Consider the following 19808-nt stretch of genomic DNA (forward strand, 5'->3'; position numbering starts at 1 on the left):
CACCTCCCAAACCCAGCCGACAGAGGTTTCGACACGCCTCGTCGCTCCGCTCCTCATCGGCTCAACCACCAACCCCAACTTGGCGATTGAGCAGGGACCGAGCAGCGCGAGAACCCGAGTCGAGACCTCCGCAGGCGCCTCGGAACGCCCCACTCCCGTCGACCACTCCGACAAGATCGACGCCGGATGGAACCCGATCGGAGGGAACCGCAGCGGGGCGTCGCTGCGTCTAATCCTTCGTCAGCATTCCTGCGACCGAGGAGTCCGCCTTGGCCCCCATCCCGCCGTCATCGTTGTTCAGCCCGCTCTCGGGACTGTTCGGATCGGACTCGGGCCGGTTCGGGGTGGACCCGGACGAGATCGCCGCGCTGTCGGACACCTGGCGGTCCCAGGGGAACGCGGTCGGCAGGATCCGGTTCGACGCACTGACCGTCGGCGGTGAGGGCAGCCGGGTGATCACCGCATTGCGCGCCACCGGAAAACCGGCGCTCGCTGCCACCGAGTCGATCGCCGACCGGCTGATCTCGATGGCGGTCGCGCTCGAGGCGTTCAGCACCACCAGTGAGACCGCGGACGCCTCGGTGGCCCATGTCTTCGACCTGATGACCGACCGCTGATGCGCCCGACCATCTCCCAACTGCGGTCGTCGCGTCCGGATACGATCACCGGGGCCGGCGACTCGGCCCAGCAGGGCGCCGGTGTGCTCGATCGCGCGGCGGGAACGGTGGCCCTCGCGGCCCAGCTCCCGATGCACTGGCACGGGATGACCAAGGATGCCGCGTCGTACCGCGTCCGGCAGGAGACCGACCACATCCAAGAAGTCCGGAATGTGTTGCAACAGATCGCCGATGAGGCCAAGGACGCCGGCACCGACCTGAGTCATGCCCGGGCGGTGGTGCTCCGCGAGGTCGACGCCGCGGTCGGCGCCGGGTTCACCGTCACCGACACCGGCCAGGTCTCGCATCGTTCCGCCTCGCGGGCCCGTGAGGCCGCGACGATCGCGGCGGCGATCGACCGTGGACTGACGTTCATCGACGGCACCGACGAGACGTACGGTTCCCGGCTCGACGACCTGCGTGCGGATCTGGCGGCGATGATCGACGGCCAACCCCCGGTGACCATCCCGGGCATAGGGCTCGTGGACGCCGACGAGGCCGTCCGGCGGCTGCAGGCGATGACGATCGAGGAGCGCCGCGCACTCTTCGATCGCCTCTCCCCCACCGACATGCGCCGACTCGTCCAGGCCGATCCGCAGATGGTCGGGAATCTCGACGGCGTCCCGTTCGAACAGCGCGGTATCGCCAACGAGATCAACATACGCAATGCACTGGCCGCCGAGATCCGTGTCAACGGTGACGGTTCCGCTCGGGCCCGCACGCTCTGCGACATGCTGGGCCAGCGGAACACCACCGCGGCCGCGGCCCACGACTCACCCGCCGACCAGGCCGACCCCGACGACATGCAGGCCGAACGCGTGATCATCGCCTTCGACAACACCCGCCTGGGCCGCTCCATCGAGATGGTCGGCCCTCTCGGTCGTGGCACCCGTAACGCGGCGGTGTTCGTGCCCGGCACCGGCACCAACCTCGACTCGGTCGGCGGGAGCAACCGGACGGTCGCCTGGAATCTGGCGAAACGAACCGGCGGCCCGGTCTTCATGTACCTCGACGGCGATCTGCCCCAGGAGATCGTGCGCACCGAACCGCTGCAGGCCATCCCCCGCGGCTTCGTCATCGGTCTCGGTCCCGGGCTCGCCGGAGTGCCGGGACATCTCGTCGACGCCGCCGACGAGAGTGCCCTCGACCCGCATTTCGCCGCCGACATGGCCCCGCGGCTGAAGGCATTCGGGCAGGCCCTCGACGCCGAACTCGACGCGGTGGCACCCGGCGCCGCCACCACCTACATCGGCCACTCCTATGGCGGTTCGGTCCTCGGCACCGCCGAGCAACTCGGGCTGCGCGCCGACAATGTCATCTATGCGTCCTCGGCTGGGACCGGTGTGCACGACGGTCCGTGGCACAACCCCGCCGAACACGTCCGGCGATACTCGTTCACGGCGCCCGGCGATTTCATGGAGTATTTCCAGGGCGTTCCGTTCGGGCCGCACGGCGACGACCCCGACGAGGCGCCGGGCGTGGTGCACCTCGAGATGGGCACCTGGGGTGACGGCCGACGACCGATCACCGGGCCGAACGGTCACGGCGCCTACTGGGACGACCCGGAATCGACGCCGTTCCGCAACACCGTGGAGATCATCAAGGGCAACCACCCCGACGTGCCACCCAACCCGACACCGCCGATCCCCGAACCGATACCACCCGAACCGCCGATTTCCCGACCGCTGTTCCCCGAAGCACCCATTCCACGACCACCGGCGGGGTGGGACGGTCGGGGGATCTCACCGTCCGACGTCCCGTTCACCCCCTGACGCCGGCGGTTCCGCGCCACCCGCCGATCAGCCGCAGGCTGTGGTAGATCACGAGCGCGGCGATCGCACCGATCGCGATGCCACCGAAGCTGAGCCCGCCGACCGTCCACGTGAAATCGGCGATACCGATCACCAACGGGATGGCCGCGGTGAACTGGTTGATGGGTCTGCCGAAGTCCACTCGATTGGTGACCCAGATATGGATACCGATGATGCCGACCAGACCGTAGAGGGCGGTGGTCACGCCGCCGAGCACGCCGGCCGGGATCGCCGCGATCACCGCACCGACCTTGGGACACAGGCCCAGGATGATCGCTGCGGCACCGGCCACCCAATAGGCGGCGGTCGAGTACACCTTTGTCGCTGCCATCACACCGATGTTCTCGGCGTAGGTGGTCGTCGCCGATCCGCCGCCGCTGCCGGCGAGCACGGTGGCCAGGCCGTCGGCGGCCAGCGCGCGACCGATCCGGTCGTCGTAGTCGGCGCCGGTCATCATGCCGACCGATTTGACGTGCCCGATGTTCTCGACCAGCAGGACGAGCACCACCGGCAGGAAGGTCGGGATCACCGACAACGAGAAGGTGGGACTGGTGAAGTCCGGCAACCCGATCCATCCCGCCGACGCGATGCCGGAAGTGTCCACCTCACCGCGGACGAAGGCGAACAGGTAGCCGAGCACCACACTGAGAAAGATCGCAAGACGTCCGAGCAGACCGCGGAAGAATGCGATCGAGGCCAGCAGCAACACCAGGGTGACCGTCGCGGTGACCGCACCCTGCTCGAAGTTGTTCTTCGCCGCCGGAGCGAGGTTGAGGCCGATCAACGCGACGATGGTGCCGGTGACAATCGGCGGCATCGTCACCTCGATCCACTGTGTCCCAACGAAATTGACGATCACACCGATGACGATGAGCAGCGCGCCCACCACCACGATGCCGCCGAGTGCCGACGAATGGCCGTGCGAGGCCACCGCAGCGGTCACCGGGGCGATGATGGCGAAACTCGACCCGAGATAGCTCGGCAGGCGGTTGCGGGTGATCAGCAGGAACAGGACGGTGCCGATGCCGGAGAAGAACAGCGTCGTCGACGGCGGGAACCCGGTGAGCACCGGGACAAGGAAGGTGGCACCGAACATCGCGACCACATGCTGCAGCCCGATTCCGACGGTGCGCGGCCAGCTGAGCCGCTCGCCCGGCGCGATCACCACCCCGTCGTCCACCTTGGTCCAGCTGAGCATCCGTAATCCGCGGTCGTCGCCGTTTGTCATGCGCATCAGTGTGCGCGACGGGGAGGTCCGGCGCGCACAAACCCCGGTGCACCCCTCGTCGGGCATGTGCGAAGACCACGCCGACGGACATCAGCATCCCATGAAATACCCAGGTGATCAACAGTTTTCGTTTGACAGCGGGCGTACAGGAAGGGGCCAGCTCGGCCGAAGGTGACGGTCATAGTTTCTTCGGTGTCGGCATCGATGCCGACGTGTCCATCGACAAGGAGAAGACAATGCCTGGACCGCAGCAGCAACAGCAGCAGCGCCCGCAGAACCGCCCGCAGCAGCAACAGCAGCCGCGTCGCCGTCGTCGCGTCCGCGTGTGGGACTGGCGCACCTTCCGTTGGATCTGGGTCTGGCAGTAGGTCACACCCGATCGATCCCCCTCTTTCGTCCGGTCACACCGCACCGCCCTGTGCGCCCCTGACCGGGTACGGACCGGCAGGCCCGGTGTGGCGCCCTTCGCCACACCGGGTCCGGCCGCGTTCTGCACACACCCCGTGGAGTTGCCCGATGACGACGATGACCGCCCTCCGACGTTTCGCCCCCGTGTTGCACGGGATGGGCCGACGCTTCGCCTTTGCCGGCATCCTGCTCGCCGTCGCCGCGATCTGTGAGATCTATGCGGTGTTCGTGCTCGCCGACGTCATCGACGGGGCCCTCAACTCCGACAGCATCGCCTCCTTTGCACAGCTGGCGGCGATCTGGCTGGGTATCACCGCCATCTCCACCGTCGCCGACTACTACGGCCAGATCATCTCGGTCGGGGTCTCCGAGGGTGTGGTCCTGCGCCTGCGGGACCGCCTGTTCGCTCACGTCCAGCGACTGCATCCGGTCCTGCACCGCCGGCTGGGTCTGGGCAATCTCGTCAGCCGCCACTCCAGTGACCTCGAGGCCGTCGAATACCTCGTCGGGTCCGGGGTGATGCAGCTGATCATCGCCGTCCTCAACACCGTCGGACTGGTGATCGCCGCACTCCTGATGAGCTGGCAGGTCGCACTGGTCGCCTTGGCCGCGGTGCCGCTGCTCTGGTCGGTCTCGTCGTTCTTCGCCCGCAGGCAGGTGGCCGCCACCCGCGACGAGCGCGGCGCCAACAGCGACATCGCCGATGCCGTGGAGAGCGCGCTGGTCGGCCACGAGACCGCCGTCGCCTACAACCAGCAGTCCCGCGAGCACGCCCGCCTGCATCGCCACGGCGCCGCCTGGCGCGACGCCCGCCTGGCCCAGACCCGGGTGGAGGCCGGCTTCGGTGCCGTGATGGGCTTCGGCCAGGTGGTGGTGACCCTCGCGATCGCCGTCGCCGGTGTCTGGCAGGTCCGGCAGGGCAACCTCAGCATCGGCCAATTGCTTTCCCTGACCGGCTATCTCGGCATGCTCTACCCCAAGATGCAGGAGATCGCCGACGTCCGTCTCGCCGTCGCCGCCGCGGTGGTCAGCGCCGAGCGTGTCGCCGAGGTGCTGGACCTGCAACCCACCGAGCACGACTCCGACGAGGCCTGCGCCCTCGCCGCCGCGACCGATCGAGCCGCCGCACCCGCAGGCACCATCGACTCCCCGGCTGCCGCAGGCATCATCGACTCCCCTGCCGCAGGCATCGCCGACCCCTCGTCGGCCCCCACCGCCGGCGTACCGGTCACCCTGCGGTCGGTCTCGCTGCGCCGCGACGCCATCGCCGTCCTCGACGGCATCGACCTGACCTTGACCCCCGGGCAGATCACCGCCCTCGTCGGCCCCAGCGGTACCGGCAAGACCAGCCTCGCGTCGCTGCTGTGCCGATTCGAGCATCCTGATTCGGGCTCCATCTCACTCGGCGACCGCGACTACGACACCCTGACCGGCCACGCCATCCGCGACCAGGTGACCCTGCTACCGCAGTCGCCGGTGGTCAAGGGGGCGACCGTCGCCGACAACATCGCCTACGGCCGGCCCGACGCCGACCGCGCGGCGATCGTCCGGGCCGCCCAGGCCACCGACGCCGACGAGTTCATCCGGGCGCTGCCCGACGGTTACGACACCGAGTTGCACGACGGCGGCCTGACCCTGTCGGGCGGGCAGCGTCAGCGGATCGCGATGGCCCGTGCCATGATCCGCGACACGCCGGTGCTGATCCTCGATGAGCCCACCTCGGGACTCGATGACCGGACCGTCTCCCGCATCCTCGAACCGCTGCGGCGCATCGCCTCCGGGCGCACCACCCTGTTGATCACCCACGACCAGCGGGTCGCCGACATCGCCGACATCGTCGTCGAACTCCACGACGGGCACCTGCAGGAGCAGGCACGGTGGATTCTCCCGGAAGAGCTCGCCTCCCGCCAGATCATCGAACCGGCCGCCACGAAACCTCGCCCTATGCACCTGCGCGCATAGTGTCACCGTTGCATAGTGCGTTGTTGCACTGCTAGCGTGTGATTCGTGGCACTCGAACACGCGATCATGGTGTCGTTGTCCGAACGACCGGGCACCGGTTACGAGCTCGGTCGACAATTCGACCGGTCGATCGGCCATTTCTGGTCGGCGACCCATCAGCAGATCTACCGGACGCTGCGCAAGCTCCACGCCGACGGCCTCGTCAGCTATGAGCCGGTGGTGCAGGAGGGCCGACCGGACAAGAAGGTCTACACCCTGTCCGACGCCGGTCGGGAAGCGCTGCGGGAGTGGGTCGCCACCCCGACCCCGATCCAGAAGCTGCGCGACGATCTCGGCCTGAAGATCCGGGCCGCCCAGATCGCCGACCTGCCCGAGGTGATCACCGAGCTGCACCGCCACCGCGAACTCCACGTCGCCCGCCTCGACCTGTATCGGGGATTCGAGAAGGACGACTATCCCGATCCCGACCGGCTGACCGGCCGGCGTCTGCATCAGTACCTGGTGCTGCGCGGCGGCGTCCGGATCGAGGAGGGATTCATCGACTGGTGCGACGAGGTGCTCACCGCACTCCAGCGAGAACTCGACGAGAACTCCTGAACTCCCACAGACTCCGACGTCCGCACGCGACGTCCACAGAGAGAGGTGACTCGATGACAGCCCCGTCGACCGAGCGCAACCCCTACTACCCCCATCTGTTCGAGCCCCTCGACATCGGTGGCATGACCCTCCGGAACCGGATCGTGATGGGCTCCATGCACACCGGCCTCGAGGACCGGCTGTGGGACACCGACAAGCTCGCCGCCTACTTCGCCGAACGCGCGCGCGGCGGCGCGGGCCTGATCGTCACCGGCGGCTTCGGCACCAGCCGTACCGGCCTGCTGATGGCCTTCGGCGGCAAGATGACCAACGTCGTCGACATGCGGCGCCACCGGCGCATCACCAAGGCCGTCCACACCGAGGGCGCCAAGATCGCGATGCAACTCATCCATGCCGGCCGGTACGGCTACACGCCGTTCAAGGTGGCACCGGGCACAGAGCCGTCCCCGATCCACCCGTTCAAGCATCTGCGGATGACCGAGCCGATCATCCGGCACGTGATCAGTTCGTTCGGACAGTCCGCCAAGCTCGCCCGCGAGGCCGGGTACGACGCCATCGAGATCATGGGTGGCGAGGGCTACCTGATCAACCAGTTCCTGTGCCCGCACACCAACGACCGCACCGACAGGTGGGGCGGCTCCACCGAGAACCGGCAGCGCTTCCTGGTGGAGGTGATCACCGAGATCCGCCGGCAGGTGCCACGCGACTTCCCGGTGATCCTGCGTCAGTCCATCGCCGACCTGGTCCGCAAGGGACAGACCTGGGACGAGATCGCCCTGATGGCCCGCAAGGCCGAGGCGCTCGGCGTCGACGCGATCAACACCGACATCGGCTGGCACGAGGCGCAGGTCCCGACCATCGTCACCTCGGTCCCGCGCGCGGCCTTCGTGAAGTTCACCGAACGGCTGCGTGACGAGGTGTCGATCCCCCTGATCGCGGCCAACCGGATCAACACCCCCGAACTCGCCGAGGAGATCCTCGACCGCGGGCGGGTCGACGCGATCCAGATGGCCCGCCCGTTCCTGGCCGACCCGCACCTGGCAAACAAGGCGCGCGAGGGTCGCGCCGACGAGATCAACACCTGCATTGGATGCAACCAGGCGTGTCTCGATCACGCCTTCGTGGGCAAACACGTTTCGTGCCTGGTCAATCCGCGTGCCGGACGCGAGACCACACTGATCCTCGGCCCCACCCGCAGGGCCAAGCGGGTCGCGGTGATCGGCGCCGGACCGGCCGGGTTGTCGGCGGCGGTGTCGGCCGCCGAACGCGGCCACCGGGTGGACCTGTACGAGGGCGGCAGCAGCATCGGCGGCCAGTTCTCGATCGCCTCCCGGATCCCGGGCAAGGAGGAGTTCGCCGAGACCATCCGCTACTTCACCCGCCGCCTCGAGGTGCTCGGCGTCACCGTTCACCTCGACACCCGGGTGAGTGCCGACGACATCATCGCCGAGGAGTTCGACGACGTGATCGTCGCGACCGGCGTCATCCCGCGCGTCCCACACATCCCCGGGGTGGACCATCCGATGGTGATGTCCTACGCCGATGCCGTGCTCGGACGCCGCGAGATCGGCAAACGGGTGGCGGTGATCGGCGCCGGCGGCATCGGCTTCGACGTCAGCGAGTTCCTCACCACCGACGAGTCACCGACGCTCAATCTCAAGGAATGGGAGCAGGAATGGGGTGTCACCGAGGACCCGGAGACACCCGGCTTCGTCACCAAGCCGCGACCGCTGCCGGCGATCCGGCAGGTGTACCTGGTGCAGCGCAAGCCCGGCAGGCAGGGCAAGACACTCGGTAAGACCACCGGCTGGGTCCACCGCGCACAGATGAAGATGAAAGGCGTGGAACAGATCTCGGGCGCAACCTACGACAGGATCGACGATCGGGGGCTGCACCTGAGCTTCCACGACGCCGACGGTACCGTCACCGAGACCCGCATCCTCGAGGTCGACAACGTGGTGCTGTGCGCCGGGCAGGAGTCGGTGCGGGAGCTCGTCGATCCGCTCACCCTGGCCGGGGTCACCACCCACGTGATCGGTGGCGCCGACCTCGCGGCCGAACTCGACGCCAAGCGCGCCATCCGGCAGGGCACCGAGGTGGCCGCGGGGATCTGATCCCACCGCATCTGATCCCACCGCGTCTGATCCCACCGCGTCTGATCCCACCGGGTCCCGGTGTCGCCGGAAGAGGTGACACCGGGACGCGGATCGATCACCGGTGTGGACCGCTGATTACGATGAGCGGCATGGCAGTCCCCGCACCGTCCGCCTCCGCCCGTGCCGTCGTCACCGGAGCCTCGTCCGGCATCGGTATGGCCCTCGCCCGGAACCTCGCCCACCGCGGCCATTCCCTCATCCTGGTCGCCCGCCGTGGCGAGATCCTCGAGGAACTCGCCGAGGACCTGCGCACCGCGCAGCGTGTGGCCGTCGAGGTGCGGCCCACCGACCTGTCGGATCCGACGGCGGTGGCGGTCCTCGCCGCCGAACTCGCCGGACGCGAGATCTCGATCCTGGCCAACAACGCCGGGATCGCCACCTTCGGCCCGGTCGCCGAGCTCGACGCCGACTACGAGCGCGCCCAGGTCCTGTTGAACGTCAACGCGGTTCACGACCTCACCCTGGCCGTGCTGCCGCAGATGGTGGCCCGACGCTCCGGCGGCATCCTGATGGTGGGGTCGGCGGCGGGCAACATGCCGATCCCCAACAACGCCACCTACGCGGCGAGCAAGGCGTTCGTGAACACCTTCAGCGAGTCACTGCGTGGCGAGGTGTCGGGGCAGGGCGTGCACGTCACCCTGCTCGCGCCGGGGCCGGTGCGCACGCACACTCCGGCGGCCGACGAGGCGTCGATCGTCGACAGGCTGGTCCCCGACTTCCTCTGGCACTCCAGCGACAAGGTCGCCGAGATGAGCCTGGAGGCGTTGGAGCACAACAAGATGCGCGTGGTGCCCGGCACCTTGTCGAAGGCGATGTCGGTGGCCGGCGGCTACAGTCCACGCGCGGTGGTCGCCCCCATCGTCGGCACCTTCTACCGCAGGCTCGGCGACGGAGAGCAGTAGCCCCCGCGCCTGCCCACCCGGTCCAGCCCGCCCCGGCGGGCACCGCCGACGCCTCAGCGTCGGCGTCGGCCGGTACCGAAGATCGCGCGACTGAACTCGCGGCCCGCGGCGGTCGCCGCCGACTTCAGGAAGTTCTGCATCGGCTTGCTGGTGAGCACCTCGGTGAGGATGCCGGGCTCCTCCGGCGTGGGCTTCGGGGCCGGCGCGGGCTTCGGGGCCGGGGCGGGAGCCGGGACCGGAACGGGGGCCGGCGCGTCGGGCGACTCCCCCGGCGCAAGGGTCTTGGCGGCGAGCTTCTCGTAGGCCGATTCCCGGTCGATCGACTGGCCGTACTTGGCATAGAGCGGGCTCGCCGTCGCGGCGGCGGTGATGCCCTCGGCCCCGACCGCCTGCATCGACGACCGCGGCGGGCGGATCACCGTCCACGCGACCGGTGTGGGAGCTCCCTTCTCGGAGAGCACCGTCACCACCGCCTCACCGGTGCCGAGCGCGGTGAGTGCCTGGTCGAGCTTGTACACGTCGGAGACCGGGTAGGTCTTGACCGTCTTGGCCAGGGCCTTCTGGTCGTCGGGGGTGAAGGCGCGCAACGCGTGCTGAATCCGTGAACCCAGCTGCGAGAGCACGTCGTTGGGGATGTCGGTGGGCAGCTGCGAACAGAAGAACACGCCGACGCCCTTGGACCGGATGAGCTTGACGGTTTGCACGACCTGCTCTTTGAACGCCTTCGATGCGTCGGCGAATAGCAGATGCGACTCGTCGAAGATGAACACCAGCTTGGGCTTGTCGAGGTCGCCGACCTCGGGCAGGAACTCGAACAGATCGGCCAGGATCCACATCAGGAAGGTCGAGAACAGGGCCGGGCGGGCGGCCTGCGCGCCGAGCTCGAACAGGGTGATGACGCCGCGTCCGTCGGCGGCCAGGCGCAGCAGATCGGTCGGTTCGATCTCCGGCTCACCGAAGAAGGTGTCCCCACCGTCGGCGGCCAGATTGGTCAACGCCCGCAGGATCACTCCGGCGGTCTGGGTGGAGACCCCGCCGATCGCCTTGAGTTCGGGTTTGCCCTCGTCGCTGGTCAGGTAGCCGATCACCGCCCGCAGGTCCTTGAGGTCGAGCAGCGGCAGGCCGCGCTGGTCGGCCCAGTGGAAGATCAGGCCGAGCACCGACTCCTGGGTCTCGTTGAGTCCGAGCACCTTTGCGAGCAGGATCGGCCCGAAGGAGGTGATCGTGGCCCGGATCGGCACACCGATCCCTGAATCGCCGAGGGAGACGAACTCCACCGGGTGCGCTGTGGGCTGCCAGTCGTCGCCGGTCTGCCCCGCGCGTTCGGTGATCTTGTCGTTGGACTCGCCGGGGTTGCTCAGCCCGGACAGGTCGCCCTTGATGTCGGCCATGATCACCGGCACACCGTTGGCCGAGAGCTGTTCGGCGATCAGCTGCAGGGTCTTGGTCTTGCCGGTGCCGGTGGCCCCGGCGACCAGTCCGTGCCGGTTCATCATCGACAGCGGGATCCGCACCCGCGCATCTGCACTGACCTGGCCGTCCACCGACACCGAGCCGAGTTCGAGCGCGGTCGAGGAGAACGCGTAACCGGCCGCGATCGTCGCGGCCGCCTGAGCGGGATCGGTCACTGCAACGGTTCCTTCCGTCGGGTGGGTGGCGCCGGCGCGACCGGCGAACGATGCCGCGTCACGAATGCACTCGATCACGATAGCCGCCCGACTTCGCCGGGCGTGGGACCTGCGGTTGGCTAGAGTTGACGGGTGCAGGACAAACTGGTGTGGATCGACTGTGAGATGACCGGACTCCGTCTGGAGTCGGACAAACTGATCGAGATCGCGGCGTTGGTGACCGACGGTGAACTCAACATCCTCGGCGAGGGTGTGGACGTCGTGATCCATGCCGACGACGATGCGCTGGCCGGGATGCCCGACGTGGTGCAGAAGATGCATGCGAATTCCGGGCTCACCGACGAGGTCCGACGCTCCACCGTGACCCTCGACGAGGCGCAGGAGCTCGTGCTGGAGTATCTGCGCAGGCACATCCCGAGTGCCGGGACGGTGCCGTTGGCGGGCAACTCCATCGCCACCGACCGCGGGTTCATCAGCCGGGACATGCCCGAGCTCGACGCCTTCCTGCACTACCGCATGGTCGATGTCAGCTCGATCAAGGAACTGTGTCGGCGCTGGTATCCCAAGATCTACTTCGGCCAGCCGGAGAAGGGACTCGCCCACCGGGCCCTCGCCGACATCCGCGAGTCCATCCGCGAGCTCAAGTACTACCGGGCCGCGGCGTTCGTCCCCGTCCCCGGTCCCGACGCCGATGCGCTGATCCAGATCGTCGACGACCTCGGACCGGCCTGAACCCGCTGGTAGGCAGGCGATTGGCGTTTTATGTCATCCATTCGCTAGAGTATGTTCCTGGCTCTGGAACCCGGTGAAAACCCCGGGCCCCAGATGCCGATGGTGAGTGTAGTTCAGTTGGTAGAGCACCAGGTTGTGATCCTGGCTGTCGCGGGTTCGAGTCCCGTCACTCACCCCGAACAAGTGGGAGGTCCCGAACGGGGCCTCCCACTTCGGGTTTCGGCACCTGTTCGCTGCCGAGACGATCCCCTGCCCGCGTCCCGCACCCGATCCCCCAGCGTCGATGCCGCGGCGATGCGGCACAGTATCGGACATGACTGCCACAGGCCCGACCGACATCGGCTCGTTCACGGTCGCGTCGTTCAACGTCAACGGCATCCGGGCGGCACGTCGCCGTGGCTTCGACGAATGGCTGGCCACCCGGGGCCCCGACGTGGTGGCACTCCAGGAACTGCGGTGCCCGGCTGCCGAGGTCGGCGACTTCGTCGGATACTCGGCGGCGGTGGACGTCGGCTCGGTGCCCGGCCGCAACGGCGTGGCGCTGCTCACGCGGCGGCCACCGGTCGCCGTACGCACCTGGGTGAGTCATCCGCCCCGATCCCGCGGGCTCGGCGAGTTCGCCCGGCACGGGCGCTACGTCGAGGTCGATCTGGCCGACCGGCCGCTCACGGTGGCCTCCCTCTATCTGCCGAAGGGCGGCCTTCCCGCGCACCTGCAACGGCCCGGATCGATGCGGGAGGCGCCCGACGGGGGCGCCAGATACGAACGCAAACAACGCTTCCTGGCCGCCTTCACCCGGGAGGTGAATCGCAGTCGCCTCGCCGCGATCCGAGCGGGCCGCGAGTTCCTCCTTGTCGGTGACCTCAACATCGCACACACCCGGCACGACGTCACCAACTGGCGGCCGGCTCAGAAGATGGACGGCTTCCTCCCCGAGGACCGCGAGTGGTTCGACACCGTGCTGGGCAACCGCAGGCTCGTCGACGTGGTCCGGCAGACCCACGGCGATCGCCCCGGCCCCCTGACGTGGTGGAGCTGGGCCGGCCAGTCGTTCACCAAGGACGTGGGCTGGCGGGTCGACCATCAGCTCGCCACCCCCGGTCTCGCACGCCTGGCGACCGACGTCACCGTCGACAAGGAGGCCGCACCGGACGACCGACTCTCCGACCACGCACCTCTCGTCGTGACCTACCGGGAGTTGTCGGCCCGACCCGAGGCCTGACCCCGCCGACCTGCCGTATGCGCCCGCGCAAGGCACGCGGCCGGCCGACCCGCCGGCCACTGCTCGTACGCTCGGCCGTCCACCACGACTGCCGGACCAGGATCGAAACCTCCGGGGCATTCAGCGTTCACACCATGTCGACAACACGCTCGAGATCGTCGAGCGCCCAACCGAACAGGTGTCCGGCAGCCAAGACACCATGTCCGGTGCCGATACGCCGCTCCCGATGTATGGTCGCGGCGAACTCACCGGCACCGCGATCCTGGGCATCACCTCGGCACAGCACCGCGCCACCAGATTTGCTACCCGCCGGTAGATCAGACCGACCCACCGGCTGTACCCGCGGGGCCATTCCGCGGGTCGCCGGCCCCGCGTCCTGACCGGTCGGGTAGGTCGGATCCACGTCACCCGAGCGGGATCCTGCGAAACCGGCCACTGCGACACGCAGACGATTCGTCGGTGTTCACCTTCGTCACCTACTCTCTCGATCCATGCTCGAGGAACTGAACAAGGCCGCCGAGAAGGTCGGTCTTCACGTCGCCCCCGGAAAGAAGAAGGACACCTACTCGGTCCGAAAGGCCAAGAGCGGCAAGTTGGTCGCGAAGAAGATCGATGCCGACGAGGTCGCGGCGATCATCAAGGACGCCAAGAAGAAAAAGTAGTAGTCGTTCCCCCACCGACCAAGACGACAGGGGCGCGTCCGGGATTTTCCGGTCGCGCCCCTGTCGTCTGTGCGAATCGTCGCCGCGTCGATCGCGGCCGAGTATGTCGCCCCCGGCGATCAGGCGTTGCCCTTGGACCACTTCTCCCACGGGATGTTCCAGTCGCCGAGGCCATCGGTTCCCGGCAGATCCCCGCCCACGGTGTTCTTCACGACCACCGGGTCACCGCGCAGCGTGTTGTTCATGACCCAGAGCGCGTTCTCCGGGCTCAGGTTCAGACATCCGTGGCTGGTGTTGGTGTTGCCCTGCGCCCACACCGACCACGGGGCCGAGTGGAAGAAGATGCCGCTGTAGGACATTCGGGTCGCATAGTCGACCGGAGTGCGGTAGCCGTCGGCCGAACCGACCGGCACGCCGTACGTGGACGAGTCCATGATGATGTTGTCGTGCTTGTCCGACACCAGGTACACGCCGTTGTCGGTGGGCGTCGAGTCCTTGCCCATCGAGGTCGGCATGGTGCGGATGGTCTTGCCGTTCTGAACGAACACGACCTCTTTGGTCTTGTCGTCGGCGGTGATGATCATCGAGCGCCCCACCTTGAACGTCGACTTGACGTTTTCCTGCCCGAACAGACCGTCACCGAGGTCGATGCCGTAGGTGTTCACCGCGACGCTGACGGTGGTACCCGGCTTCCAGTACTCCTGGGGACGCCAGCGCACCTCGGAGTCGCTGATCCAGTAGAAGGCTCCCTCGGTGGGTGGATTGGTGGTGATCCGGATGGCCTGCTGGGCCGCCTTGCGATCCGGGATCGACTCGTCGAACTTCACCGCCACCGGCTGGCCGATACCGACGGTCTCACCGTTGCTGGGCGTCAGGTACGCCTGGGTGAGGCTGTTGGGGGCACGGGTGGTGAAGCTGACCTTCTTGGTGCTGGCACCGCCGACACCGACCGCGTCGGCGGTCAGGGTGTAGGTGCGGTTGTAGCCCAGTGCCTCGGCGCTGGTCCAGCTGGCGCCGTCGTCGGACATGGTGCCGGTCAGCTGCGATCCGTCGGCCTTGTTGATGCGCACGTTGGTCAGCGCACCCTCGCTGGCGTTCACCGTGATGGGGGCGCCCGGCTGCACACCGACGGCGTCGTCGACGAGTGGCTTCTCACCCCATTCAGTGATGGCCAGACCGGGCTTGAGCAGGTCGTCGAAGAGCACTGAGCTCGAGACGTCGTTGGAATAGGAGGCTTCCTGCGAGCAGCCGGTGACCAGGGCGACGATCGCCATCAGCACCCCGCCGACCACCACCACCGACCGCGACCGATGCCGAGTCCGATTGCTCCCCATGTCACTCCCTCACAGAGCCACCACTGCCTGGCCCACCATTGACGCGCTGCCTCGCACCCAGAGTGTACGAGAACTCGGAAATGCCCGAGTCGGTCGACCGCATGACATCTGACGCCCGCACCGTGTTCCCGGCGCGGATCAGATGACGTGATGCCGACATGAATGGACGCCCCGAACTCGCGGGGCGTCCATGCCTGACGATGATGCTACCAGGAGATTTCGCAGAACCAGTCCGACATACCGGGCGGGCCCTAGGGTGCCGTCGGAGTGTCGGCGGGCCCGTCGGCCCCGGGGGTCGGCGCCGGTGCGGCGGCACCCTTGGCGGGTCGGCGACGCATCTGGAATCCGACTAACGCGATCGCCACGAAGATCACCACGCCGATGATCACGCCGATCAACGTCGCACCCCGGAAGCCGGGAGCCTGGACGTCGAGAATCCGTTCGCCGGCATGCGCCCCGTTGCCGGCACCGAGCACGATGCCCAGGGTCAGCAGATTGGGGATCGACGCCACGATGGCCAGGATCAGGAACACCGGGACGAAGAACGAGCGCCGCGACCAGCGTCTGGCACCGAACGCCAGGAACAGGAACAGCAGCGTCAGCAGTGTGCACACCAGACCGAACCCGAGTCCGGTGAGAATCCCCTGTCCCATGCTCTCCGAGGCCATGTTCCCCACTCGCTGCGCCCACCATCTCGGCAGGAACGCGGCCAGGATGAAGTAGGCCGCGACGACCACCGCGATGAGGATGATCGTCCAGACCGTCTTCTTGGCCCACGACGGCCAGCCGGTCTGAACCTTCGCCGGTGGTGGTGGTGGTGGTGGCGGTGTTGACCCTGCCTTGTCGAGAGCTCCCATGACCCCTCATCCTTGTCAGCCGCGACGGTTTGCGCCACTGCGCGCGCCGGTGATGACCGTTGTGGTTCCTGTGCGGCCTCGGTCCGGTGCCCGGATCTCCGATACCCGTCGGCCCGTCGGCGGCGGGCCGGGCACGTGGGCCCCGGGGTCTGGAGGGTGCGGCCGGTGCCGCGTGGACGGTCGGCGACTTCAGCGAGTTCGCAAGGCCGAGACGGGGATCGGAGCCCACCCGGTGTCGACACCGGTCCAGCGGATCGGAAGACGAGAAAACCCCCGCCGCCGGTGATCTCCGGTGGCGGGGGTTACCCGTCGGTGCGCCATCAGGGACTCGAACCCCGAACCCGCTGATTAAGAGTCAGCTGCTCTGCCAATTGAGCTAATGGCGCTCGGCCTTGGCTCTGTGTTCCGCTCCTCGAGCCGAGAAGAACATTACATGACAGTTTGCCGAGATATGAAATCGCCTGGTCAGGACGGGTTTTGGGCACAATCCGTGGTATCGGCTCAGGCATTGCCCTTCGACCAGACCGACCACGGGACGTTCCAGTCACCGAGCCCGTCGTCGCCCGGCAAGGTGGGTCCGACGGCGTTCTTGACGGTCACGACGTCGCCGCGCAGGGCGTGGGAGAGGAACCATGCGGCATTGTCCGGGCTCACGTTGAGACACCCGTTGCTCACGTCGTCGACCCCCTGATCACCCAGTGACCACGGCGCGGAGTGCACATAGATACCGCTGTAGGAGATCCGGGTGGCGTCGTAGACCACTTCGCGGTAGCCGCCGGCCGAGTTCACCGGGACACCGTAGGTGGATGAGTCCATGATCACACTCGGCTCCCGCTCGGCCACGATGTAGGTGCCGTTGTTGGTGGGGGTGGAGTCCTTGCCCATCGAGGTCGGCATGGTCTTCACCACCTTGCCGTTGACTGTGATGGTGATCATGTGGGTCTTGTCGTCACCGGCCGCCACGAAGCTGCGACCGACCGTGAAGTGCGTGTTCAGCGTGTTGTCGCCGTACACACCGTCACCGAGGTCGATGCCCTTTGTGTTCACCTTCACACTCACCTTGGTGCCGGGCTTCCAGAAGTGCTCCGGTCGCCACCGCACCATCGAGTCGTTGACCCAGTAGAACGCCCCCTGCACCGGCGGATCGGTGGTGACGGTGATCGCCTGCTGCGCGTTCTTCTTGTCGGTGATCGGCTGATCGAAGTTGATCATCACCGGCTGACCGATGCCGACGGTCTCCCCATCGTCGGTCACGCTGGTCGCGCTCGCCGTCGAATCCGCAGAGGCGGTCGAGAATCCGAGCTTGCGTGCCCCGGCGCCCTGCACGCCGTCGGCCGCGGCGGTCAGCGTGTAGTGCGTGCCGAAGTCGAGCACGTCGGTGGCGGTCCACGTGGCACCGTCGGCCGACATCGTTCCGGCGACCGGACCGTCGGGCCCGGTGACGGTCACCGACGACAGACCTCCCTCATGCGCGGTCACCGTCAGCGGTGCACCGGGCATCACTCCCACTGCGTCGTCCCGCACCGGACGGTTGCCCCACCCGGTCACATCGATCGTCGGCTGCCCCAGCGAACTCAACGCCGGCACGTCACCGACCGTATCCGGATACGACGACGACGCCGTGCAACCTGGCATAACGGTCACAGCGGCGCCGACGGTGAGTAGGAGGAGCGCGTTTCGGGCACGATGGCCCCGCGCGGGGATCACGCCATGATCCTGCGGAGGACGAGGAGCGCGACGACGGCTCCCACCCCGACCAGGGCGTACTTCACCGGCGGCTTGTTGAGGGTCGCGAGCACGGTGGCCTTGGCGTCGTCGGCCAGTCGCTGCGGGTTGGCGCGTGCGGCCAGCTCGTCGAGTGTGTTGGCCAGGTCTTCGCGGGCCTTCGCGATGTCCTGCTCGATACGGTCGGTATCCCCGGCCACGTGGTCCTCCCAGAGAGATGAAAAGGTTGGCGAGACGCCCTGTCACATCCGCCCGACACACCAAGGGCCGGGCGAAGATACCCGGCTCGAGGTACGGCACAGCGAAATGCATCACAAGGCTACGCCATGACCGCAACCGTGGCCGGTCTCCGATGGGCTAGCCTGAGCGTCATGTCAGGTACTCAGCGTCTCGAGGCGGGTGATCACGCCCCGGCGTTCACCCTGCCGGACGCCCACGGCAACCCGGTCTCCTTGTCCGACTACGCCGGACAGAGGGTGATCGTCTACTTCTATCCCGCCGCATCGACCCCCGGATGCACCAAGCAGGCCTGCGACTTCCGCGACAATCTGGCCGACCTGAACGACGCCGGGATCGCGGTTGTCGGTATCTCGCCGGACAAGCCGGCCAAGCTCGAGAAGTTCATCGAGAAAGAGGGCCTCACCTTCCCGCTGCTGAGCGACCCGGAGAAGACCGTGCTCACCGAGTGGGGTGCGTTCGGCGAGAAGAAGCTGTACGGCAAGGTCGTCACCGGCGTGATCCGCTCGACGTTCCTGGTGGCCGAGGACGGCACCATCGCCGAGGCCCAGTACAACGTCCGCGCCACCGGCCACGTCGCCAAACTGCGCCGCGACCTGTCGGTTTGACCCCCCGACCGCGCACCCTTCCCATCGGATGAGCCCGCCAGTCACATGACCCCCCAACCCCTGGTCCCCCGTAAACGACCGACGCAGGAACGCAGCAAACGCAAGTTCTCGGCGATGTTGTCGTCGGCGCGGGAACTGCTGATCGACGTCGGATTCGAGTCCCTCACGTGCGAGGAGATCGCCGCCCGCGCCGAGGTGCCGATCGGCACGCTCTATCAATACTTCGCGAACAAGTACGTGATCGTGTGTGAGCTCGACCGGCAGGACACCGTGGCCGTGCGCGAGGAACTCACCGCATTCGCCACCGAGGTGCCGTCACTGGAGTGGCCGGCGCTGCTGGAGAAGTTCCTCGACCACCTCGCCGCCCTCTGGCGCGACGACCCGTCGCGACGCGCGGTGTGGCTGGCAGTACAGTCCACCCCGGCCACCCGGGCCACCGCCTCGGAGAACGAACTCGTCCTGGCGCAACAGGTCTCACGTCTGATCGCGCCGCTGACCCCGTCCCAGCGCGACCGGCGCGACATGATGTCGCAGGTCCTGGTGCACACCGCCTACTCGTTGCTGAGCTTCTCGGTGCAGGACGGGCACGACCACGACGAGACCGTCGCCGAACTCAAACGGATGCTCGCCGGCTACCTCCTCCTGGAGGAGGCCTCCGCCTGACTCGGCCGAGGCCTCCCACAGGCCCGCATCACTCCTCGAGGATCGCCACGGCCGCGGCGCTGGGGCCGTCATGCGTCAGCGAGACGTGCACACGGGTGTCCCGGAGGTGCTCGGCGATCTCGCCGGCCAACCGGACGGCCGGGCGGCCCCAGTTGTCGGTGACCACCTCGATGTCGCTGTGCCGGATCAACGGCAGCAGTGGGGTCCGCGCGAACCGGCTCACCGACCACGCCTTGATCACGGCCTCCTTGGCCGCCCACCGCGCGGCGAGATGCCGCGCGTCCTCGCCGGTGCCCGCCGCCGAGTCCCGACGCTCGCCGACCGTGAAACGGTCGGCGAACGTCGTACCCGGCTGGGTGAGCTGCTCGGCGAACTCGGGGACGGACACGATGTCGATCCCGATTCCCAGCACTGCCATGG

At 67.7% G+C, this 19808-nt stretch carries 19 protein-coding genes and 2 tRNA genes; 13 read left to right on the forward strand and 8 right to left on the reverse strand.

Going from position 1 to position 19808, the window contains the following annotated elements; translation table 11 throughout:
* The first annotated feature begins 269 nt into the window (after window positions 1-269).
* Both ACWDUA_RS10845 and ACWDUA_RS10850 read left to right on the forward strand, forming a co-directional pair.
* Window positions 270-617 carry a hypothetical protein gene (locus tag ACWDUA_RS10845; RefSeq protein WP_449751022.1) on the forward strand — a complete coding sequence of 116 codons (348 nt, stop codon included), beginning with the start codon at window positions 270-272 and terminating at the stop codon, window positions 615-617.
* Window positions 617-2428: an alpha/beta hydrolase gene (locus tag ACWDUA_RS10850; RefSeq protein WP_449751023.1), complete on the forward strand. Its 1812-nt coding sequence runs from the start codon at window positions 617-619 to the stop codon at window positions 2426-2428. The genes ACWDUA_RS10845 and ACWDUA_RS10850 overlap by 1 nt, the downstream gene beginning before the upstream one ends.
* Here ACWDUA_RS10850 and ACWDUA_RS10855 read toward each other — a convergent pair.
* Window positions 2418-3695: a uracil-xanthine permease family protein gene (locus tag ACWDUA_RS10855; RefSeq protein ID WP_449751024.1), complete on the reverse strand. Its 1278-nt coding sequence runs from the start codon at window positions 3693-3695 to the stop codon at window positions 2418-2420. The two genes, ACWDUA_RS10850 and ACWDUA_RS10855, sit on opposite strands and share 11 nt — an antisense overlap.
* A gap of 236 nt (window positions 3696-3931) precedes the next feature.
* Between ACWDUA_RS10855 and ACWDUA_RS10860 the strand changes: the two genes are divergently transcribed.
* The 5 genes from ACWDUA_RS10860 (at window position 3932) to cmrA (ending at window position 9720) form a co-directional block, all read left to right on the forward strand.
* Window positions 3932-4063: a hypothetical protein gene (locus tag ACWDUA_RS10860; RefSeq protein WP_449751025.1), complete on the forward strand. Its 132-nt coding sequence runs from the start codon at window positions 3932-3934 to the stop codon at window positions 4061-4063.
* Window positions 4064-4211: 148 nt separating this feature from the next.
* The gene (locus ACWDUA_RS10865; protein WP_449751026.1) at window positions 4212-6065 is read left to right on the forward strand and encodes an ABC transporter ATP-binding protein; all 1854 of its coding nucleotides are present in this window, start codon (window positions 4212-4214) and stop codon (window positions 6063-6065) included.
* 45 nt (window positions 6066-6110) lie between these two features.
* Window positions 6111-6662 (forward strand): PadR family transcriptional regulator, encoded by a 552-nt coding sequence (locus tag ACWDUA_RS10870; RefSeq protein WP_449751027.1) that lies wholly within the window; start codon window positions 6111-6113, stop codon window positions 6660-6662.
* A 53-nt stretch (window positions 6663-6715) separates the two neighbouring features.
* On the forward strand, window positions 6716-8776 hold the full coding sequence (locus ACWDUA_RS10875) for an oxidoreductase (protein WP_449751028.1): 2061 nt from the start codon (window positions 6716-6718) through the stop codon (window positions 8774-8776).
* 131 nt (window positions 8777-8907) lie between these two features.
* Window positions 8908-9720, forward strand: coding sequence for a mycolate reductase (cmrA, locus tag ACWDUA_RS10880; protein WP_449751029.1), 813 nt, complete (start codon window positions 8908-8910; stop codon window positions 9718-9720).
* 53 nt (window positions 9721-9773) lie between these two features.
* On the opposite strand, the gene ACWDUA_RS10885 is transcribed toward cmrA, so the two are convergent.
* On the reverse strand, window positions 9774-11348 hold the full coding sequence (locus tag ACWDUA_RS10885; RefSeq protein WP_449751030.1) for a helicase HerA-like domain-containing protein: 1575 nt from the start codon (window positions 11346-11348) through the stop codon (window positions 9774-9776).
* Window positions 11349-11480: 132 nt separating this feature from the next.
* Here ACWDUA_RS10885 and orn point away from each other — a divergent pair, with 132 nt between their 5' ends.
* From orn to ACWDUA_RS10905, 4 genes are all read left to right on the forward strand, one after another.
* A complete protein-coding gene (gene orn, locus ACWDUA_RS10890; RefSeq protein WP_449751031.1) occupies window positions 11481-12080 on the forward strand; it encodes an oligoribonuclease in 600 nt (199 codons plus the stop codon).
* Between the two features lie 102 nt (window positions 12081-12182).
* Window positions 12183-12255, forward strand: a tRNA-His gene (locus tag ACWDUA_RS10895).
* Window positions 12256-12393: 138 nt separating this feature from the next.
* A complete protein-coding gene (locus ACWDUA_RS10900) occupies window positions 12394-13302 on the forward strand; it encodes an exodeoxyribonuclease III (protein WP_449751032.1) in 909 nt (302 codons plus the stop codon).
* A gap of 491 nt (window positions 13303-13793) precedes the next feature.
* Entirely contained in the window at window positions 13794-13964 is a 171-nt protein-coding gene (locus tag ACWDUA_RS10905; RefSeq protein ID WP_020793727.1) for a hypothetical protein, read from the forward strand.
* A 119-nt stretch (window positions 13965-14083) separates the two neighbouring features.
* Here ACWDUA_RS10905 and ACWDUA_RS10910 read toward each other — a convergent pair whose 3' ends face one another.
* The 5 genes from ACWDUA_RS10910 to ACWDUA_RS10930 all read right to left on the reverse strand — a co-directional run bounded on the left by ACWDUA_RS10910 (window position 14084) and on the right by ACWDUA_RS10930 (window position 18080).
* Window positions 14084-15298, reverse strand: a complete 1215-nt coding sequence (locus ACWDUA_RS10910; protein WP_449751033.1) for a L,D-transpeptidase — start codon at window positions 15296-15298, stop codon at window positions 14084-14086.
* A gap of 251 nt (window positions 15299-15549) precedes the next feature.
* The gene (locus tag ACWDUA_RS10915; protein ID WP_449751034.1) at window positions 15550-16155 is read right to left on the reverse strand and encodes a permease; all 606 of its coding nucleotides are present in this window, start codon (window positions 16153-16155) and stop codon (window positions 15550-15552) included.
* Between the two features lie 313 nt (window positions 16156-16468).
* A tRNA-Lys gene (locus ACWDUA_RS10920) sits at window positions 16469-16541 on the reverse strand.
* Window positions 16542-16656: 115 nt separating this feature from the next.
* Window positions 16657-17862, reverse strand: coding sequence for a L,D-transpeptidase (locus ACWDUA_RS10925; RefSeq protein ID WP_449751035.1), 1206 nt, complete (start codon window positions 17860-17862; stop codon window positions 16657-16659).
* Window positions 17859-18080 carry a DUF3618 domain-containing protein gene (locus ACWDUA_RS10930; RefSeq protein ID WP_449751036.1) on the reverse strand — a complete coding sequence of 74 codons (222 nt, stop codon included), beginning with the start codon at window positions 18078-18080 and terminating at the stop codon, window positions 17859-17861. Before ACWDUA_RS10930 ends, ACWDUA_RS10925 begins: the two co-directional genes overlap by 4 nt.
* A gap of 171 nt (window positions 18081-18251) precedes the next feature.
* Here ACWDUA_RS10930 and bcp point away from each other — a divergent pair, with 171 nt between their 5' ends.
* Together bcp and ACWDUA_RS10940 are read left to right on the forward strand one after the other, a co-directional pair.
* Window positions 18252-18725, forward strand: coding sequence for a thioredoxin-dependent thiol peroxidase (gene bcp / locus ACWDUA_RS10935; RefSeq protein WP_449751037.1), 474 nt, complete (start codon window positions 18252-18254; stop codon window positions 18723-18725).
* 45 nt (window positions 18726-18770) lie between these two features.
* Window positions 18771-19388, forward strand: a complete 618-nt coding sequence (locus ACWDUA_RS10940) for a TetR family transcriptional regulator (protein ID WP_449751038.1) — start codon at window positions 18771-18773, stop codon at window positions 19386-19388.
* A 28-nt stretch (window positions 19389-19416) separates the two neighbouring features.
* On the opposite strand, the gene acpS is transcribed toward ACWDUA_RS10940, so the two are convergent.
* Complete coding sequence (gene acpS, locus ACWDUA_RS10945; RefSeq protein ID WP_449751039.1) at window positions 19417-19806, reverse strand: holo-ACP synthase AcpS; 390 nt, start codon at window positions 19804-19806, stop codon at window positions 19417-19419.
* Between the last annotated feature and the right edge of the window lie 2 nt (window positions 19807-19808).

It is taken from the genome of Gordonia sp. NPDC003376 (assembly GCF_053589235.1).

What these genes read in the sequence shown, in the direction of transcription:
- ACWDUA_RS10850 (WP_449751023.1), top strand. Translation starts at nt 617, where the DNA reads ATGCGCCCGACCATCTCCCAACTGCGGTCGTCGCGTCCGGATACGATC.
- ACWDUA_RS10855 (WP_449751024.1), bottom strand. Translation starts at nt 3,695, where the DNA reads ATGACAAACGGCGACGACCGCGGATTACGGATGCTCAGCTGGACCAAG.
- ACWDUA_RS10860 (WP_449751025.1), top strand. Translation starts at nt 3,932, where the DNA reads ATGCCTGGACCGCAGCAGCAACAGCAGCAGCGCCCGCAGAACCGCCCG.
- ACWDUA_RS10865 (WP_449751026.1), top strand. Translation starts at nt 4,212, where the DNA reads ATGACGACGATGACCGCCCTCCGACGTTTCGCCCCCGTGTTGCACGGG.
- ACWDUA_RS10875 (WP_449751028.1), top strand. Translation starts at nt 6,716, where the DNA reads ATGACAGCCCCGTCGACCGAGCGCAACCCCTACTACCCCCATCTGTTC.
- cmrA (WP_449751029.1), top strand. Translation starts at nt 8,908, where the DNA reads ATGGCAGTCCCCGCACCGTCCGCCTCCGCCCGTGCCGTCGTCACCGGA.
- ACWDUA_RS10900 (WP_449751032.1), top strand. Translation starts at nt 12,394, where the DNA reads ATGACTGCCACAGGCCCGACCGACATCGGCTCGTTCACGGTCGCGTCG.
- ACWDUA_RS10905 (WP_020793727.1), top strand. Translation starts at nt 13,794, where the DNA reads ATGCTCGAGGAACTGAACAAGGCCGCCGAGAAGGTCGGTCTTCACGTC.
- ACWDUA_RS10910 (WP_449751033.1), bottom strand. Translation starts at nt 15,298, where the DNA reads ATGGGGAGCAATCGGACTCGGCATCGGTCGCGGTCGGTGGTGGTGGTC.
- ACWDUA_RS10915 (WP_449751034.1), bottom strand. Translation starts at nt 16,155, where the DNA reads ATGGGAGCTCTCGACAAGGCAGGGTCAACACCGCCACCACCACCACCA.
- bcp (WP_449751037.1), top strand. Translation starts at nt 18,252, where the DNA reads ATGTCAGGTACTCAGCGTCTCGAGGCGGGTGATCACGCCCCGGCGTTC.
- ACWDUA_RS10940 (WP_449751038.1), top strand. Translation starts at nt 18,771, where the DNA reads ATGACCCCCCAACCCCTGGTCCCCCGTAAACGACCGACGCAGGAACGC.
- acpS (WP_449751039.1), bottom strand. Translation starts at nt 19,806, where the DNA reads ATGGCAGTGCTGGGAATCGGGATCGACATCGTGTCCGTCCCCGAGTTC.